Raw genomic sequence first — 16,648 nt, 5'->3', positions numbered from 1 at the left:
GTCCCTGTCGATGGCAATCGCGGGGGCGGCCGGCGCAACTCCGCGGACGCGCGGAAATGCGCGTTGGGGTGGGTTATGCACAATGGAGCGATCATGTCGAGCGAGGTGAGACACCTGGTGGACAGCGCCCGGCCGTACCCGATGGTCCGGCTCATCGGGGTGCTTGATTCGGGCAGCGCGCCGCAGGTCCGGTCGGTGTTGCTCGACGTGCTCGCCGGGCAGCCCGAGGCCATCGTCGTCGATGTCGGCGAGTTGGCGGTCGGTGAGCCGGATGCCGTCTCGGTTCTGCGCGATGTCCGGCAGGACACCTTCGATTGGCCGGGAGCGCGGCTCACCCTGTGCAACACCGATGGGGCCGACGCCTGGGGCGACTGCGGCTGGCCCGTCCGGCCCGACATCGACGAAGCGTTTGCCCAGCTCGGCCCGCCCAAGGCGGGGGAACGTGTGAATGTCGAACTCGAGCCGCAGGTCGGCGCGGCGCGACGGTCCCGCGAGCTGATCAGCGGGGCCTGCTCGGAGTGGGGGCGTGCGGAGCTGGCCGGCTCGGCCTGCATCGTCGTCACCGAGCTGGTCAACAACGTGGTGCAGCACGCGCACACCGAGATGACCCTGCTGCTGGCCGTGCACGGGGAAGCGGTGAGCGTGGCCGTCCGGGACCACTCGGCGGGGGTCCCGTCGTTCACCGGGGCGCCCGCGCCGACCTCCTACGGCGGGCGCGGCATGCTGCTCATCGACTCGGTGGCCAGCCGGTGGGGCAGCCTCCCGCTCACCGACGGCAAAGTGGTGTGGGCGTTGATCTCGGACGACGTGCGAAGCATGACCGGGCCGGACCGCGGGTAGATTGCCACCATGCGAGACAACGACTACCCGTCCGAGGTGTCCGACCCGGAAGCGTCGGGTCTTCCGGGCACGGCGGACGACGATTCCAACGCGTACGACTCGGTCGAGACCGGCCGCTGGGCCGACGGCCCGGATCCGGCCGCGCTGCCCGGCGTGGGCCCGGGTGGGTCCAACCGGTTCGGCGACACGGCCGAGGAGCAGCGCGAGGGCGAGTCCCTCGACTACCGCCTCCGGCAGGAGGAGCCGGACTTCGGGGCCGAGGACCCGATCCCCGCGCGCCGGGACCCGCTCGACGAGACGGTGGACAGCTCGGCGCAGCGCGACTTCGACGCCGACGTCTGGGGTGAGAGCCCGACCTCCGACCCCAAGTCGCAGATCTCCCTCTACGACGACGGCCAGCTCGACGACGACAACCCGGAGTCGGTCGGCCGCCTGGTGGCCACGGACGAGGGCTACGGCTTCGACGACGAGGCCGACAGTGTGGCCTACGACGCGGGTGCGGCCGGCGGCGGCGCGAGCGCCGAGGAGCTCGCCATGCACGAGACCAACCCGCCGGATTACAGCTAGTCGAGCCCCTGCTCGATGGCATAACGGGTCAGCTCGACCCGGTTGTGCAGCTGAAGCTTGCCGAGCGTGTTCTGCACGTGGTTCTGCACGGTCCGGTGGCTGAGCACCAGACGCTCGGCGATCTGCCGGTAGGACAGGCCCTTGGCGACGAGCCGGAGCACCTCGGTCTCGCGCTCGGTGAGCTTCGGCGTCGTCTCGTCGGATTTGTCGGGCCCGGCGGCGAGCCGCCGGAACTCCCCGAGCACGAGCCCGGCCAGCCCTGGCGTGAAGACCGTGTCGCCGGCGGCGGTTCGCGCCACCGCGTCCAGGAATTCCGGCAGGCCGGCGGACTTCAGCAGATAGCCGTTGGCGCCGGCCTTCATCGCGTCGAGCACGTCCTGCTGCTCGCCACTGGCCGACAGCATCAGGATGCGGACCGCCGGCAACTCGGCGCGCAGACCGGTGATCACCTCCACGCCGCTGACGTCGGGCAGCTGGAGGTCCAGGATCACGACGTCGGGCCGGGCCGCCGCGGCGATCCGGACCGCCTGCTGCCCCTCGCCGGTGGTCGCGGCCACCTCGTAGCCGGCCGCCGCGAGATCACGGCTCACACCCTCACGCCACATCGGGTGGTCGTCCACCACCATCACCCGGAACATCAGGCCAGCCTAGTCACCGTCATCTCGACCTCGGTGCCCTGACCGGGCGCGGAGACGATGTCGACGGTCCCGCCCAGGTCGGCGATCCGGCCCCGGATCGACTGCGCCACCCCGAGCCGCCCCTGGGCCTCGGCCTGGGCGAGCCGGTCCCCCGCGATGCCGGGGCCCTCGTCGCGCACCGTCACCACGACCTCCTCGGGCGCGTCCTCCACCAGGATGAAGGCCTGGGTGCCGTGGGCGCAGTGGTGATCGACGTTGTCCAGGGCCGCTGCCACCGCCGCCGCGACGCCCCGGGCGGTCGGCGCGGGCAGGCGCACCGGCGCGGCCGGCCCGGACACCGTGACACAGGGTGATTCGTAAGGCGCGAGAAGCGCCATCAGGTCGAGGTCGGCCCGATCATCGACGGCCTCGACCGCCCGCCCGGCGACCAGGCTGCGCAGCTTGGCCTCCTGCTCCCCGGCCAGCCGGGCAAGCTCGCCGGCTTCCCCGTCGAGCCCGGCGCCACGCCGTTTGACCAGGGCAAGAACCTGTAGAACGGAATCGTGGATGTCGCGGGCGAGCCGTTCCCGCTCCCGGTTGGCCGCTTCGAGCTCGATGGCCCGCTGCAGCCGCTCCTGGGCGACCTCGGCGATCCGCACCAGGTAGCCGACGGCGATCGCGGCGAGCAGCATCAGCACCGAGCCGGTGAGCGCGGCCTGGTCCCGGTGGGCGCGAACGGCCAGGTCGGTGACGCCCATCAGCACCGCCGCCACGATCCCGGTGCGGCGCCCACCCCAGACCGCCCAGGCGAGCACCGGCGCGACGTGCCACGCGACGGCGAGGGTCGGCTTGCCCTCCTCGAGGGCGGCGCGGCCGACGACCGGGACGCTCGCGGCCATCACGGCCGCGACGACCAGGAGATCGGCGATCAACAGGGCCGGCCGGCGGCGGGTGGGGTCGGCATAGGCGTACGTCGTGAAGACCGTCCACGCCAGCATGAGCGCCACCACCGGCCAGGCCAGGACCGGCAGCCGATAGTGCGAGACGTTGCGTACGACGAGGATGGTCGCGTAAGTCACAGCGGCGATCCGGTAGACCGCGATGGCCCGCCACAACGGCGCCTGGAACGTGGTGTCCTGCCCCGGCCGCATGGCCCGACCCTTCCACATCGGGCTCGTCGCGCGGGGCCCGCCCTGCGGGAAGATCCGGCGTCGCTTAACGTCGAGTCATCGGCACCGAGGTTCTTCTCTCCGAGACGTTCGACCGCAGCGCGATCACGGCACTGCGGCATGCCGTCGCGTCCGGTGCGGCCGGAGCCGGTCTGGTCGGCGACCGGCTCGACGACTTCGTGGTCGCGGTCAACGAACTGCTGACCAACGCGGTCCGGCACGGTGGTGGCCTGGGCCGGGTGGCGCTGTGGTGCGCCGACGATTCGGTGGTGTGCGAGGTGAGCGACGAGGGAAGGGGACTTCCCGAAGCGGCACCGGACCGGCCGGTGCGACCGGCGACGACTCAGCCCGGCGGCTGGGGGTTGTGGCTGGCGGAGGAGCTGACCGACACTTTCACGCTGATCACCGGGAACGGCGGCACGACCGTCCGGATCTCCAGCCGCGTTTCCTTAAGGGAACCTTAAGCCTGGCCCTCTGATCTTGCGGGATTGGCGTCGCGTCAACAATATGACGCCTGCATTACCTGAGGGGGGTCAATGGTGCACGAGGCACGTCATCGGTCCGGCACGCCCAGTTGGTTGTCCCGGCCACGGACTGTGGCGGTTCTCGCGGTGGCCGCCGCCGGCCTGGTCGTGGCGGTTGTGCTGCCCTCCCGCGACGACGTCGCCTCGGCCGACACGCACCAGCGCAACGGCGCGCGTTTCGGCCGCAGCGCCTTCGCCGACGACTTCACCGCCGGCCGCCTCGACCTGGCCAAGTGGTGGCTGCTCAAGGACAACGGCACCCCGGTCGGGGACGGCGCCGGGATCCAGGACGGCAAGCTCGAGGTCACCCGGCTGCTTCGCTCCAAGCAGCGGTTCACCGACGCGTTCGGGCACGCCGAGGCGCGCATCAAGGTGCAGCGCCGCAATGGCGTGTGGCGGGCGTTCTCGCTGCTCGACCAGAACGGGCGGGTCCCGTCCGGCAGCCTCGAGGCGATCAACGGCGGCATCGACCCGACCTCCGGCCGCAACTTCCACACGTACGCCCTGGACTGGTCGCCGGAGTCGGTGCTCTGGACGGTCGACGGGAAGCCGAGCCTGAAGCTCAACCGCGACGGTGACGGCGGACCGCTGACGCTCGTGCTCAACCTGGCCACCGACGGCGACTCGGCCGGGCGCATGGAGATCGACTTCGTGCAGGTGTTCACGAGCCCGTCCGGCCCGCCGACGGCGAACCCCGACCCGGACCCGAGTTCGGCGTCGCCGGAGCCCGACCCCACCACGACGGCGCCCGACCCGGACCCGACCACGACCACCACGGCCCCGGACCCGGCGCCCACCACCACGGCCCCCGACCCCGAGCCGACCACCACGGCCCCCGCGCCGGTGCCCACCACCACGGCGCCCGCCTCGAAGCCGACCACCACCACGGCTCCGCCGGCGAAGACCCCGGCCGCGTGGAAGGCGTTCACCTCGTACTCGGCGGGGGACCTGGTCAGCTTCGGCGGCGCCGTCTACAAGGTGCTGGAGACGCACACCGCGCTGCCCGGCTGGGAGCCCACCAAGCTGCCCAACCTCTTCGAGAAGGTGTAAATAAGGGTCGATTTCCCGGGTTCAGGTTGACCGGCAGCCGTCTATCTATAAAGACTGTTGCCGGTAACGCACGCCTCTTCCCCGGAGGAATCCCCCATGCGTAAGACCCGTTTCCTTCTCGCCGCGGCCGTGGTCGCGACGACCCTCACCGCCGGACTGTGGGCCGGCACCCGCAACGACACCGCCGAGGCCGCGGTCGGCCCGGTCACCTGGTCGGACGAGTTCAACGGCGCGTCCGGCAGCTCGGTCGACCCGGCGAAGTGGAAGTTCGACATCGGCGGCAGCGGCTGGGGCAACAACGAGCAGGAGTACTACACCAACTCGACGCGGAACGTCTACCAGGACGGTGCCGGCCACCTGGCGATCACCGCCCGCAAGGAGAACCCGTCGAACTACCAGTGCCACTACGGCACCTGCCAGTACACCTCCGGCCGCATCCTGACCGCTGACAAGTTCGCCCAGACCTACGGCCGGTTCGAGGCCAGCATCAAGATCCCGAAGGGCCAGGGCATCTGGCCGGCGTTCTGGATGCTCGGCGGCAGCAACTGGCCCACCACCGGCGAGATCGACATCATGGAGAACGTCGGCAACGCGCCGAACACGGTGTACGGCACGGTGCACGGCCCCGGCTATTCGGGGGCGGGCGGGGTCGGCGGCAACCGGACCATCGGTTCCGCCCTCGGCGACAGCTTCCACACGTACGCGGTGGATTGGTCGCCGAATTTGATCGTCTGGTACCTGGACGGTTCCGAGTACTTCCGGGTCACGCCGTCGAACGTCAGCGGCAACTGGGTCTTCGACCACAACTTCTTCATGATCCTGAACCTCGCGGTCGGCGGTTACTGGCCCGGCTACCCGGACGCCTCCACCGTGTTCCCGCAGACCATGCTGGTCGACTACGTGCGCGTCTCGGCCTGGAACAAAGACGGCGGCGGTGGCGGCAACACCGGCACCGGCAACGCCCTGAAGAGCAACTTCAGCAACCGCTGCATCGACATCCCGAACGCCGACCCGGCCGACGGCGCCCGCCTGCAGATGTGGGACTGCAACGGCAGTGCCGCGCAGAAGTGGACGGCCAACAGCGACGGCACCATGCGCGCCATGGGCAAGTGCATGGACCCGGCCGGCGGCGCACTGGCCAACGGCACCCCGATCCAGTTGGTCACCTGCAACGGCAACCCGGTGCAGCGCTTCACCCTCTCGGCTGCCGGTGACCTGGTGAACGTGTCGGCCAACAAGTGTGTCGACATCAAGGACTGGAACAGCGCGAACGGCGCGACCCTGCAACTGTGGGACTGCGGCGGCACCACCAACCAGAAGTGGACCAAGGCCTAGTACGACGAGGATCGCCGCCGGCTTCTAGTCGGCGGCGATCCGGTAGGTGTCGCCGTAGACCTTCCAGGTCAGCGGGCCGATCAGATCCAGGTTGGCCCGCCGCAGCAGAACCCGTTGACCGGTGTCGACCCGGCTGGTGTCGCTGTGTGCCTCCTCGGTGCGCATCTCGGCCGCCCGGGCGTCCAGGAACGCGTCGAGATAGGCGATCTCGTCACCGCCGTCGGACGGCGCTTTCGCGGCACGCAAGGCGCTCGAGCGAATGCCGCGCAGCCCCGACACGCCGTGCATGACGGCCGCGTCGAAGTAGGCGAACTGGCCGAGCGCCCGCAGACCGTCGGCCCGCGCCATGCGCACGGCCGGGTCGAAGTACATCCAGTCCCGCTCGTCCTCCTGCGCCTTCTGGAAGATCGGGTCGCGGGCCGCCGCCCGCCAGGCGGTCGGGAAGCCAGGGTCGAGGCCGGCGTGCGAGTCGGAGCCATCGACCGTACGCAGGGCCGGCAGATAGGGCGCGAGCACGTTCTGCGGCTTGCGCCGGGTGTACTCGTTCACCAGGTCGAGCATGTCCGAGGTGCCGGAGCAGAACCCGACGAGGCCGGCCGTGTAACCGCGCCCGTCGCCGATGTCCTCGATGTAGGAGTACGCGCTGCGCCAGTCGAGAGTCGAGTTCTCCGCACTCGACACCAGCTCGAGCGCGATCTCCTTCTTCCGGCCGTCGTCGAGCCCGGCGGCCAGGGCGCCACTCACCGGGGTGACCGTCCGCAACGGGGTGGCCTCCGGCCCGTACGCCTTGACCTCGGCCAGCGAATAGCCGCCGGTCGCCCGGCCACGCTGGATGGCCAGCACCCGCACGAACCGGCCGGAGCCGCCGAGCCGCTTCAGGTCGTCGGTGCCGCCGTTACCGGAGCGGGTCGCATAGACGTCGGTCCAGTTGGCTCCGTCGACCGAGGTCTGCACGCGGTAGGTCCGGGCGAACCCGTCGTCCCACCGCAGCCGCACCCGGTCGACCTTGCGGATCGCCCCGAGGTCGACCTGGACCCACTGGGTGCCGGGACCGTCGGTGCTGGCCCAGCGGCTGGCCGGGTCGGCGTCGGTGACCTTGCCGGCAACCCACTGCGACCCCCGCACCGAGGAGGCCACGGCGGTGCGGTCCCGGGAGATGAGCACGTCGCTGGCGGCACCGGCACCGATCGAGACGGCCAGCGGGACACACACCAGCACCGAGATGCCGGCGCCCAGCGCGAGTGTCCGCCGGCGCATCCGCATCCTTCAACGCTAGGTCGGGCCCCGCCCGGCCGCTGCCGCTTGGCGGAATTACTTCTTCCGGCGCCGGCTCCGAACGATCAGGAACACGATGAGCCCGACCCCGGCCACCACGGCGATGCAGCACACCGCAGCGAATCCGAAGAACCCGAAGCCCCGGCGCCGGGTCCGATATTTGGCCGCCTCGATCGCCACATCGGCCACGCCGTTGCTCGCCGCCCATGCGTGCACCGGCACGACCAGAGTGAGCATCAAGCCGGTCACTGCCGCGGCCGTCCGGGACCACCACTTCACTACAGAAGACATGGGCCCCATGGTGCCCGAACTGCGCAAGTGCCACACACGCTGTCCCTATTAAGGAGCTTCGGGCAGGGTATGAGGCAGGGTACCGAGCGAAAGGGTTTCCGGATGGACGCCGATCTGGTCGCATTGGCCGAGGCACACGGGGTGGCCACGTGGTACGAGGACTGGCACCGCAAGCGCAAGGAGGTCGCGGCCGAGTCGGTCGTGGGTGTCCTGGGTCTGCTGGGAGTCGATGCCACCACCCCGGAGGCGATCAAGTCCGCGCTGGTCGCGGTGCACGAGCGCGACGGTCTGGGCCGATTGCCGGGGACCCTGGTGGTCCGCGAGGGCACCGGCCGGGAGCTGCCCGGTCCCGGCACGATCGAGCTGGAGGACGGCGGCCGCCGCGAGGTCACCGCCGGGATTCCGGCCGACCTGCCGCTCGGCTGGCACCGGCTGCGGCTGGGCGGGCAGGACATCACGCTGGTGGTGGTGCCGGGCGAGCTGCCCGCGGCCCCCGACACCTGGGGCTGGATGCTCCAGCTCTACGCCCTGCACTCGGACCACTCGTGGGGCCTGGGTGACCTGGGTGACCTGCGCACCTTCATCGGACAGTCGGGCCGGCCGGGGCTGATCCTGCTGAACCCGCTGCACGCGATCACCCCGACGTTGCCGGTGCCGGCCTCGCCGTACTCGCCGTCGAGCCGCCGCTTCGCGAACCCGATCTACCTGCGCATCGAGGACACCGCCGAGTACCGGCGGGCCGATCCGCCGCTGCGCGCGAAGGTCGACGCGTTCAAGCCGGCCACCACCAAGCTGATCGACTACAGCCGGGTGTGGCAGGCGAAGCGGGCCGCCCTGGAGACACTGTGGCCGCTGGCCGGCGAGGTGGATCTGGAGTCCGATCCGGAGCTCACCGACTTCGCCCGGTTCTGCGCCCTGGCCGAGCTCCACGGGGCCAACTGGCAGGAGTGGCCGGCCGAGCTGCGCCGCCCCGACTCCCCCGCCGTACGCGCGTTCCACAGCGACCGGATCGCCTTCCACGTGTGGCTTCAGCGCCTCGTCGACCAGCAGCTGGGCGCGGTCAACGAGGCGGCCCGGGCCGAGGGCATGCCGGTCGGTGTGGTGCTCGACCTCGCCGTCGGCACCGACCCCGCCGGGGCGGACGGCTGGCTGCTGCAGGACGTGCTGGCCGCCGGGGTGCACATCGGCGCCCCGCCGGACGCGTTCAACCAGCTCGGTCAGGACTGGGGGCTGAGCGCGTGGCGGCCGGACCAGCTCATCGAGACCGGCTACGCGGCCTACCGGGACATGCTGCGGCGCATCTTCAAGAACGCCGGCGGACTGCGTGTCGACCACGTGGCCGGGCTGTGGCGGATCTGGTGGGTGCCGCCGGGCATGCCCGCCGACAGCGGCACCTACGTGCACTACGACCCGGCGGCGATGCTCGGCATCCTGGCCCTGGAGGCGAGCCGGGCGGGGGCCGTGGTGATCGGCGAGGATCTCGGCACCGTGCAGCCGGCGGTCACCGAGGGCCTGGAGCGGATGAACATGCTCGGCTCGGCGGTGCTCTGGTTCACCCGCGACTGGGCAAACCCGGAGCAGGTCTTCTACCCACCGTCGGAGTACCCCCGCAACGCACTCGCCACGGTCTCCACCCACGACCTGCCGACCGCGGCCGGCTTCCTCGTGGGTGAGCAGGTGAAGGTGCGCGCCGAGCTGGGTCAGCTGGCCGGCTCGGTGGCGGACGAGCGGGCCGCGGCGGAGCTGGACCGCACCCGGCTCCGGCTGGCGCTGGCCAACGAGGGTCTGATCACCGAGGCGAGCACCGACGACGAGGTGGTGGTCGCGATGCACGAGTTCCTGGCTCGCACGCCGGCCCGGCTGATCACAGCGTCCCTCTACGACGTGCTCGGTGAACTCGATCAGCCGAACCTGCCCGGCACCTTCGACGAGTACCCGAACTGGCGGATGCCGCTGCGGCTTAGCCTTGAGCAGATCGCCGCCGACCCACGCATCGAGCGGACCGCGGCGATCTTGCGCAACCGAGACCCGAAGGAGAGCCGATGAGCTTCTTGGACAAGGCCAAAGACTTCATCGACAAGCACGACGAGCAGGTCGACCAGGCGCTCGAGAAGGTCGGCGCCGAGGTCGACAAGCGGACCGGGCACAAGTACACGACGCACATCGACAAGGGCGTCGACGAGGCGCAGAAGCGCACCGGCGAGGGTGACACCCGGCCGTAAGGCCTAGCCGACGAGTGGTTCCGGCCCTGGGTCGTCGTCCACGGCGAACAGCATCGGGTGCAGCGGGAGGAACTGGTCCCGCTGCCGGCACAGGGCCGGCGGCAGCAGCGAGGAGCGGTGCTCCGGGTGTTCGGTGCAGTGCCGCATGGCTCGGATCACCGCGTCCTCGTGGTGCCGGCCGCCGCCGTACTCACCGCAGTCCTCGCAGTCCCAGCGCCAGAAGTACTGGCCGTCATCGGACTCGTGGCGGCGGATGCGCAGTGGCGGACCGGCCGCCACCTCGGCCGCCGCCAGGATCGCGGGCATCGCGGCCATCGGCGGGGGTCCGGCCGGGCGGCGCGGCTCGTCTCCGATGCTCTGGGCCAGCACGTCGCTCGTTGTCACGGTAACCAGCTTAAAAGCCGCACCACGTCGTATATGGCTATTTCAAGGATTAATGTGTCGCTTCGCAATAAAAGGATCGTCGAGACGGTCGCCTCCGGGGTTGCCGAGCTCATCGGAGAAGCTGACCGGCCCGAGTCGTTCACCCTGCTGCTCGACGGCGCCCCGCAGTCCCACGTCGACCTCCGCGACCCCACCCACCTCGAGTTCGAGTACATCCGGCGGATGGCCGCGGCGATCGACCTCATCGCGCCACCCGGGCAACCGCTGCGTGTGCTGCACCTCGGCGGCGGGGCACTCACGCTGCCCCGATACGTCGCGGCGACCCGGCCCGGCTCCCCGCAGCGGGTGGTGGAGATCGACGGACCGCTCGTCGAGATGGTGCGGCGAGAGCTGCCGCTTCCGGCCAAGGCTTCGATCCGGGTACGTGTGGCCGACGCCCGCGCGGCCGTCGAGGGCATCCGGGAGGCCGGCTACGACCTGGTCGTCCTGGACGTCTTCGCCGGCTCGCGCACCCCCGCCCACCTCGCCTCGGCCGAGTTCGTCCAGCAGGTGGCCCGGGTGCTGGCCCCGGCCGGCTGGCTGGTTGCCAACGTCGCCGACGGCCCGCCGCTGAAGTTCGCCCGCGGTCAGGTCGCCACGATCCGCGCGGCGCTGCCCGAGGCGTGCCTGGTGGCCGACGCCGCGGTGCTGCGCGGCCGCCGGTTCGGCAACCTCGTGGTGCTCGCCGGTCGCATCCCGCCCCCGATCGCCGAGCTCACCCGCCGCGCCGCCGGCGACTGGTTCCCGGGCCGGGTAGAAACTGATCTTTATCGATTTACCGGTGGCGTTGCACCTGTCACCGACAGTGACGCGGTCGCCTCGCCCGTCCCCCCAGCGGGATTGTTCAGTAACAGAAAGTAACTAAGTCGCGTTGTTGTCAACAAATCCGGTGTGAATCCCCACCGGTGACTTGTCGCGGCCGAAGTTACTCGGATGTAATCGGAGCCAGCCGCGTTCCTCTCGCGGTCGCCGACTGGGGGGTAGGCGCATGATCGACAAGTTTTTCCTGGCCGAGCCGGGCACGTCCGCCGGTGACACGGCCGGCGCACGCGTGCTCTGGAGCGGCCGCTGCGCCGTGGCGGAGTACGCGTTCGAGGAGCCCAGCTCGCTGCCGCGCTGGACCTTGCCGGAGGAGACCGAGGTCTTCGTCACCGACGACCGGGTGATCTACCGGGATGCCGCCACCGGCTCCACCGGCGATCTGCCCTGGCCCTGGCCACAACACCTGCGGGTACAGCCGGGCAACCGCGACTCCGGCCGCTCCGCCACCGTCACCCAGATCCAGCTGGTCTGCGCGGGTCCGAGTGGCACGTTCCCGGCGCTGGTCTTCGCGGGCGGCGACATCGCCACCGTCGGTGACGCCGACCGCCTGGCCAACGTGTTACGACAGGCGATCGCGCGCTACCGCGTCGAGCACGCCGCCGAGCTCGGCATCCCGGCCCCGCAGGTTCGCATGTTGTCCCGGCTCGTGATCGGCCCCGAGTTCAGCAACTACCAGGGCGGCGAGGGCCAGACCGTGTCGCTGCTCGGCTCGGTGGCGGTCACCCCGGCGCGCAAGCCCCAGCCGCAGCCCTCCTACAGCGCCTCGGCAGCGGTCCCGGCCTCCGCCTCGGAATGGTCCGCGCCCGCCTCGGAATGGGCCACGCCCGCCGCCGGCACCGCGTGGCCGGTGGCCGATGACCCCGGGTTCGGCACCACCCCGCCGCAGGTCCCGCGGCCCGGCTTCGACTCCGCCGCCGGGGTCCGCCCGGCCCAGCCCGCCGACGCCGCCACCCTGCGAGGCACGCCCGATCTCGCGGCCCGCGCCGCCGACCTGGCCGCCCGGGTCGCCAACCTGGTCGCCGGCCGCGACTTCGGGCAGCCGCAGAGCACCAACCTCTCCGCCTACCTCGGCGGCCCCGGCGAGCAGCCCGACCGCGCCGAGCAGGTGCGCCGCACCGCCGCCCGGCTCGCCGCCAACTCGGCCCGCAACCGCGGCCTCAACCAGCGCCGGTCGGTCGACGACGAGTTGGGCTCAGCGCGTCCCATCTGATCCGGGGTCGGCGGGCGCGAAACAGCGGCCGTCCGCCACCCGCGCGGTGTGCTCCTCGTGGGCTCGGCGGATCAGCGCCATCAGCTCCTCCTGCGCCCGGACGCGCTTCCGGTAGCGCTCCGGCAGCTGCGACAACTGCTTCTCCTCGTCGAGCAGGCGGTGGAAGATCTCGTCGCAGTAGTTCGGGTCGGACTCGATGTCGAGGAACTCCAGCGCGCGCCGGCGGGCGGCGGCCACCGAGGTCTGCGCCCGCCCCTTCGGGCTCAGCAGCGAGACCACCACGGTGAGGGTCAGGATGCCGACGATGAGCGTCAGGGACAGGCCGGTGGAGATCTCGGCGGCGTGGATCGGGTCGCCGTCGTTGATGAACGGCACGTTGTTCTCGTGCATGGCGTGCAGGATCAGCTTCACGCCGATCAGCGCCAGGATCGCGGCCAGCCCGTAGGACAGGTAGACCAGCCGGTCGAGCAGCCCGTCGATCAGGAAGTACAGCTGGCGCAGGCCCAGCAGGGAGAACGCGGTCGCGGTGAAGACCAGGTAGACGTTCTGGGTCAAGCCGAAGATGGCCGGGATGGAGTCGAGCGCGAACAGGATGTCGGTGCCGCCGATCGCGACCATGACCAGCAGCATCGGCGTCATCACGCGACGGCCGTCCTGGTCGGTGAAGAGCTTGTCGCCGTCGTACACGTCCGAGGTGCTCAGGAAGCGGCGGGCCACCCGGATCACGAAGTTGTCGGGCGTCTCGTCGTCGTCGCGCCCCTGCTCGCGCAGCAGGTTGCCGGCCGTGAGCAGCAGGATCAGGCCGAACAGGTAGAACACCCAGGCGAACGAGTTGATCAGCGCGGCACCCAGGAAGATGAACCCGGTGCGCGCCGCCAGCGACACCGCGATGCCCACGAGCAGCACCTTCTGCTGGTCCGCCCGCGGCACCTTGAAGCTGGACAGCAGTAACAGGAAGACGAAGAGGTTGTCGACCGACAGCGCCTCCTCGGTGACATAGCCGGCGAAGTACTCCGCACCCATCTGCCCGCCACCGAAGATCGTGACGCCGAGCCCGAACAGCAGCGCGATGGACACGTAGATCGCCGTCCAGCGGGCGGCCTCGCCGAGTGTCGGCACGTGCGCCTTGCGCACATGGAAGAAGAAGTCGAAGAGCAGCAGACCGACAATGCCCAGAACGGTCAGCAGCCACAGCATGGGCACATCCTAGGGATCAGTGACCGCCGCGCGCAGTTGTGAACCCGTCAGGAAAAGGGCATCTTCGAGATCGGCCCCGCGCAGATCGGCCCCGCGCAGGTCGGCGCCGGTGAAATCAGCCCGCCGGAGATCGGCGCCACGCAGGTCGGCCCCGATCAACAGCGCGCCCCGCAGACTCGCCCCCCGCAGATCGGCGCCGCGCATCCTGCGACCGATCAGGTTGGCCCCGCGATGATCGGCCCGCTTGGTGCCGGCCCGAGCCAGGTGACTCGCTTTCAGCAACAGCGGGTTGACCTTCCGCCGCTGCGCCTCGGCCTGCTCGGCCGCGGGCGTCCCGCCCGCCAGGTGATCGATCTCGGCGAGGGCGTCGCGCATCTTCTTGTGTACGGGCGTCGCGGCGTCGAGCTTCAGCGCCTCGGTCAGCAACCACATCAGCTCGTGCAACTGCCGCACGGTCGACAGGTCGGCACCGGGGTTCTCCTGGGTGATGCGCTGCCCCGCCCCGAAACAGTCGAACACCACGCACCCGTGGAAGCCCTTTTCGTCGAGCTTCTCGTGAATGGTGCACCGGAATCGGTCCGACAAATTGGGACAGGCCCGGCCGGCGGCTTTAGTGATCGCGAAGTCTGACGATTTCACGAAGGCCGGCACGACGCAGCAGAGCCCCGCGCAACTCGCGCAGTCCGCTTGCAGCACCCGTTCGCCCATCTCGGCCATTCTCCCAGACCGCGTCCCCGGTGGCCGTTGCGGGACTCGAGGTGCGTCAGCACGGTCACGGCAACCCGTGGGTCGGACCGGCCGGAAATCCCCTCGGAAAACGCCGGAGAACCCGGCCGAAATATTTACGAGCAACCGTCCGCGACCGATTCATCAGGTGTCAAACGGTGCGCACGGAAGCCCACCGAACTCCAGGCCACGAGGGCGATCGTCCGGCTGGCTGCCGAAACAAGGGGAATTGATCCTATGCGTTCGTTGGGCATGCTTCAGATCGCCGGTGGAGTCGTAGCGGCCGGGATCGTCGCGGCGGGCACCACCGCGCTTACCGGCTCCGGTGTCTCCTTCGCCGGCGGCAGCACCCCCGGTGTCACCGGCGACAACCAGTTCATCGGTGGCACTGTCACCCAGGTGATCAACGGCGCGACGATCAACTCGGTCACCCTCACGACCGACGGCACCGGCAGCCACACCACCAGGATCGTGGTGGTCGTCGCCGGCGCCAACGGCAAGACGCTCACCATCACTCCGACCGGCGGCACGCTCACCGCCCCGGCGACCCAGTGGTCGTGCAGCGGCAACATCAGCGGCGGCCCGATCCTGCACGCCTCCGCGCCCGCGGTCGTGCTTACCGCCGCCACGTCGACCGTCACGTGCGACACCATGGACACCACTCCCGTCGCCGCCGGTTACTACGCCGGTATCACCAATGTCGGACTGGCGATCGCCTAACCCACTTCATCCGGTAACTCGCGATGCGAGGCTGACATCAGCTTCGCGAGCCCGGGGGAAACCGATCCAGAAATCCGTTCGCACCTACCTCGTGGCCGCCATCCTTGGGATGGCGGCCATCGGTGCTTGGGCGGTCATGACGGACCGGATCGGTTACGTCGTCACCCAGGGCGTCAGCATGAACCCGGTCTATTACCAGAACGACCTGGTCTTCGTCGTGAAGGCCGATTCGTACCAGGTCGGGCAGATCGCCGCCTATCATGGGAAAAGTCCCGGGCAGCGGGTCCTGCATCGCATCATCGGCGGGAGCGGCTCTTCGGGATTCGTGATGCGGGGCGACAACAACGAGTCCACCGACCTGCTCACCCCCACGACCGAGGAGATGATCGGCCGCGCCGTCCTGCGCGTTCCGCACGGCAGCATCTGGCTGAAACCGCTGCTGGGCCCGAGCGGCATCGGCATGCTCACCTTCCTGGTCATCAGCGGGTCGGCCATGACGGCGCGGACACGCCGGGACATCCCGCGCGGTCGCCGGAAGAAAAGGGTGAAGGCCATGTCGTCCGGCCAGACAGGCTCATGGGCGTCCGCCGCGGCGGTGTACAAGGCGGTCGAGCGCCTGTCGCCGATGTTGCGCGCGGCCGCGGCCACCGCCGCCTCGTTGTTGCTGCTGGCCCTGGTCCTGGGAGTTCTCGGCTGGATGAAGCCGGTCGCCGAGCGAAAGGCCGCCGCCCGGACGCCGGCCCAGTCGATCACGTACGCCTACTCCGCGAAGGTGCCGCTGTCGGCCGCCTACGACGGCACGACGGCCCGGTCACCCGACCCGATCTTCCGACGGCTCGCCGACCGGGTGACCGTCAACGCGCGTTACGACGGTCCGGCCGGCACCTTCACGCTGACCGCCACGCTTACCAACGGGACCGGCTGGCACACGAGTCAGACCCTGGTCAAGACGACGGCTTTCACCGCGACCCGCTTCGACGCCACCGTTCCCCTCGACCTCGCGGCCCTGGTCGCCCGGGCCGACGAGGCGACCGCCGCGATCGGCAGCGGGCCCAAGGGCCAGGTGGCCGTGGGCCTGGTCGCGCAGGTCACCTCGCCCGGCCTGAACAACCTGGTCGCGCCCCTGCAACTGGTGGTGAGCCCGGTCCAGCTGAGTCCCGGTCAGGGGGCGAAGTTCGTGACCGAGACCGACACCACCGCGCCCGACCTCGTGGTGGCGCGCGAGATAACGGTGTTCGGGCATTCCTTGCTGACGGCTTCACAGGCCCGCTCGTACGCGTTCCTCGCCCTGCTCGGTGCCGTGGTGATCGCCGCCCTGGTCCTTTTCGCGGCCCTGCGCAAGCTGCCGGTGCGGACCCGGGCCGAGATCGAGCGCCGCTATCCCCAGCTGCTCGTGCACGTCGAACCGATGGCGAGCCCGCCCGGCAAGCCGGTGGTCAACGTCGACAACTTCCCGGCGCTGGTCCGACTCTCCGAACGCTACGGTCAGATGATTCTCACGTGGCGGCGGCCCGAGGCCGACGACTTCGTGGTGCGCGACGAGGGAATCACCTATCGCTATCGGGTGCCGCTCGACGGCGAACCGACTCTGCAGAATGTGGAACTGATCGATCAGAGCGCGGCGGGCAAGCATCGCACCGAGGCCTCGCCGGTCTCTTGA

At 70.3% G+C, this 16,648-nt stretch carries 17 protein-coding genes and 1 pseudogene; 11 read left to right on the top strand and 7 right to left on the bottom strand.

The annotated features are described in order from the left end of the window. The first annotated feature begins 93 nt into the window (after nt 1-93). Both Afe05nite_RS03180 and Afe05nite_RS03175 read left to right on the top strand, forming a co-directional pair. Nucleotides 94-840 (top strand): ATP-binding protein, encoded by a 747-nt coding sequence (locus Afe05nite_RS03180; protein WP_239117512.1) that lies wholly within the window; start codon nt 94-96, stop codon nt 838-840. A 9-nt stretch (nt 841-849) separates the two neighbouring features. Next, nucleotides 850-1,407, top strand: coding sequence for a DUF5709 domain-containing protein (locus Afe05nite_RS03175; RefSeq protein ID WP_203815415.1), 558 nt, complete (start codon nt 850-852; stop codon nt 1,405-1,407). Here the strand turns inward: Afe05nite_RS03175 and Afe05nite_RS03170 are convergent. Beyond that, nucleotides 1,404-2,045, bottom strand: coding sequence for a response regulator (locus tag Afe05nite_RS03170; protein ID WP_203815414.1), 642 nt, complete (start codon nt 2,043-2,045; stop codon nt 1,404-1,406). The genes Afe05nite_RS03175 and Afe05nite_RS03170 overlap by 4 nt on opposite strands. After that, nucleotides 2,045-3,175 carry a MacS family sensor histidine kinase gene (gene macS, locus Afe05nite_RS03165; protein WP_203815413.1) on the bottom strand — a complete coding sequence of 377 codons (1,131 nt, stop codon included), beginning with the start codon at nt 3,173-3,175 and terminating at the stop codon, nt 2,045-2,047. The genes Afe05nite_RS03170 and macS overlap by 1 nt, the downstream gene beginning before the upstream one ends. 77 nt (nt 3,176-3,252) lie before the next feature. Here macS and Afe05nite_RS03160 point away from each other — a divergent pair, with 77 nt between their 5' ends. The 3 genes from Afe05nite_RS03160 to Afe05nite_RS03150 all read left to right on the top strand — a co-directional run bounded on the left by Afe05nite_RS03160 (nt 3,253) and on the right by Afe05nite_RS03150 (nt 6,102). Beyond that, nucleotides 3,253-3,657 carry an ATP-binding protein gene (locus Afe05nite_RS03160; protein ID WP_203815617.1) on the top strand — a complete coding sequence of 135 codons (405 nt, stop codon included), beginning with the start codon at nt 3,253-3,255 and terminating at the stop codon, nt 3,655-3,657. Between the two features lie 132 nt (nt 3,658-3,789). After that, complete coding sequence (locus tag Afe05nite_RS03155; protein ID WP_203815412.1) at nt 3,790-4,767, top strand: carbohydrate-binding protein; 978 nt, start codon at nt 3,790-3,792, stop codon at nt 4,765-4,767. Nucleotides 4,768-4,863: 96 nt separating this feature from the next. Then, nucleotides 4,864-6,102, top strand: coding sequence for a glycoside hydrolase family 16 protein (locus Afe05nite_RS03150; RefSeq protein ID WP_203815411.1), 1,239 nt, complete (start codon nt 4,864-4,866; stop codon nt 6,100-6,102). Nucleotides 6,103-6,126: 24 nt separating this feature from the next. Here the strand turns inward: Afe05nite_RS03150 and Afe05nite_RS44460 are convergent, their stop codons facing one another. Both Afe05nite_RS44460 and Afe05nite_RS03140 read right to left on the bottom strand, forming a co-directional pair. Next, a complete protein-coding gene (locus Afe05nite_RS44460; protein ID WP_307835617.1) occupies nt 6,127-7,365 on the bottom strand; it encodes a chitosanase in 1,239 nt (412 codons plus the stop codon). A gap of 48 nt (nt 7,366-7,413) precedes the next feature. Then, nucleotides 7,414-7,668, bottom strand: coding sequence for a hypothetical protein (locus Afe05nite_RS03140; RefSeq protein ID WP_203815410.1), 255 nt, complete (start codon nt 7,666-7,668; stop codon nt 7,414-7,416). A gap of 102 nt (nt 7,669-7,770) precedes the next feature. On the opposite strand from Afe05nite_RS03140, the gene malQ reads away from it, so the two are divergent. Next, complete coding sequence (malQ, locus tag Afe05nite_RS03135) at nt 7,771-9,714, top strand: 4-alpha-glucanotransferase (RefSeq protein WP_203815409.1); 1,944 nt, start codon at nt 7,771-7,773, stop codon at nt 9,712-9,714. Beyond that, nucleotides 9,711-9,890, top strand: coding sequence for an antitoxin (locus Afe05nite_RS03130; RefSeq protein ID WP_203815408.1), 180 nt, complete (start codon nt 9,711-9,713; stop codon nt 9,888-9,890). The genes malQ and Afe05nite_RS03130 overlap by 4 nt, the downstream gene beginning before the upstream one ends. Nucleotides 9,891-9,893: 3 nt before the next feature. Here the strand turns inward: Afe05nite_RS03130 and Afe05nite_RS03125 are convergent, their stop codons facing one another. After that, complete coding sequence (locus Afe05nite_RS03125) at nt 9,894-10,274, bottom strand: hypothetical protein (RefSeq protein WP_239117511.1); 381 nt, start codon at nt 10,272-10,274, stop codon at nt 9,894-9,896. A 54-nt stretch (nt 10,275-10,328) separates the two neighbouring features. Between Afe05nite_RS03125 and Afe05nite_RS03120 the strand changes: the two genes are divergently transcribed. Next, a complete protein-coding gene (locus Afe05nite_RS03120) occupies nt 10,329-11,174 on the top strand; it encodes a spermidine synthase (protein WP_239117510.1) in 846 nt (281 codons plus the stop codon). A 127-nt stretch (nt 11,175-11,301) separates the two neighbouring features. Continuing rightward, nucleotides 11,302-12,345 (top strand): translation initiation factor 2, encoded by a 1,044-nt coding sequence (locus Afe05nite_RS03115; RefSeq protein ID WP_203815406.1) that lies wholly within the window; start codon nt 11,302-11,304, stop codon nt 12,343-12,345. A gap of 222 nt (nt 12,346-12,567) precedes the next feature. Here Afe05nite_RS03115 and Afe05nite_RS03110 read toward each other — a convergent pair. Together Afe05nite_RS03110 and Afe05nite_RS03105 are read right to left on the bottom strand one after the other, a co-directional pair. Further along, a pseudogene (locus Afe05nite_RS03110) lies at nt 12,568-13,542 on the bottom strand (TerC/Alx family metal homeostasis membrane protein); the annotation flags it as partial. A 9-nt stretch (nt 13,543-13,551) separates the two neighbouring features. Then, nucleotides 13,552-14,250: a pentapeptide repeat-containing protein gene (locus tag Afe05nite_RS03105; RefSeq protein ID WP_203815404.1), complete on the bottom strand. Its 699-nt coding sequence runs from the start codon at nt 14,248-14,250 to the stop codon at nt 13,552-13,554. Nucleotides 14,251-14,520: 270 nt separating this feature from the next. Here Afe05nite_RS03105 and Afe05nite_RS03100 point away from each other — a divergent pair, with 270 nt between their 5' ends. After that, nucleotides 14,521-14,988: a hypothetical protein gene (locus tag Afe05nite_RS03100; protein ID WP_203815403.1), complete on the top strand. Its 468-nt coding sequence runs from the start codon at nt 14,521-14,523 to the stop codon at nt 14,986-14,988. A gap of 136 nt (nt 14,989-15,124) precedes the next feature. Next, nucleotides 15,125-16,648, top strand: coding sequence for a DUF5305 family protein (locus tag Afe05nite_RS03095; RefSeq protein ID WP_239117509.1), 1,524 nt, complete (start codon nt 15,125-15,127; stop codon nt 16,646-16,648).

Source organism: Paractinoplanes ferrugineus (genome assembly GCF_016862195.1).
GTDB lineage: Bacteria > Actinomycetota > Actinomycetes > Mycobacteriales > Micromonosporaceae > Actinoplanes > Actinoplanes ferrugineus.
The sequence above is the reverse complement of the archived record's forward strand: the minus strand, read 5'-3'. Positions and strand labels throughout refer to the sequence as shown.

Excerpts from the sequence above, each read along its gene's own strand:
- Afe05nite_RS03095 (WP_239117509.1), top strand. The coding sequence starts at position 15,125 with ATGACGGACCGGATCGGTTACGTCGTCACCCAGGGCGTCAGCATGAAC.
- Afe05nite_RS03140 (WP_203815410.1), bottom strand. The coding sequence starts at position 7,668 with ATGTCTTCTGTAGTGAAGTGGTGGTCCCGGACGGCCGCGGCAGTGACC.
- macS (WP_203815413.1), bottom strand. The coding sequence starts at position 3,175 with ATGCGGCCGGGGCAGGACACCACGTTCCAGGCGCCGTTGTGGCGGGCC.
- Afe05nite_RS03175 (WP_203815415.1), top strand. The coding sequence starts at position 850 with ATGCGAGACAACGACTACCCGTCCGAGGTGTCCGACCCGGAAGCGTCG.
- Afe05nite_RS03100 (WP_203815403.1), top strand. The coding sequence starts at position 14,521 with ATGCTTCAGATCGCCGGTGGAGTCGTAGCGGCCGGGATCGTCGCGGCG.
- malQ (WP_203815409.1), top strand. The coding sequence starts at position 7,771 with ATGGACGCCGATCTGGTCGCATTGGCCGAGGCACACGGGGTGGCCACG.
- Afe05nite_RS03105 (WP_203815404.1), bottom strand. The coding sequence starts at position 14,250 with ATGGGCGAACGGGTGCTGCAAGCGGACTGCGCGAGTTGCGCGGGGCTC.
- Afe05nite_RS03115 (WP_203815406.1), top strand. The coding sequence starts at position 11,302 with ATGATCGACAAGTTTTTCCTGGCCGAGCCGGGCACGTCCGCCGGTGAC.
- Afe05nite_RS03150 (WP_203815411.1), top strand. The coding sequence starts at position 4,864 with ATGCGTAAGACCCGTTTCCTTCTCGCCGCGGCCGTGGTCGCGACGACC.
- Afe05nite_RS03130 (WP_203815408.1), top strand. The coding sequence starts at position 9,711 with ATGAGCTTCTTGGACAAGGCCAAAGACTTCATCGACAAGCACGACGAG.
- Afe05nite_RS03170 (WP_203815414.1), bottom strand. The coding sequence starts at position 2,045 with ATGTTCCGGGTGATGGTGGTGGACGACCACCCGATGTGGCGTGAGGGT.
- Afe05nite_RS44460 (WP_307835617.1), bottom strand. The coding sequence starts at position 7,365 with ATGCGGATGCGCCGGCGGACACTCGCGCTGGGCGCCGGCATCTCGGTG.
- Afe05nite_RS03180 (WP_239117512.1), top strand. The coding sequence starts at position 94 with ATGTCGAGCGAGGTGAGACACCTGGTGGACAGCGCCCGGCCGTACCCG.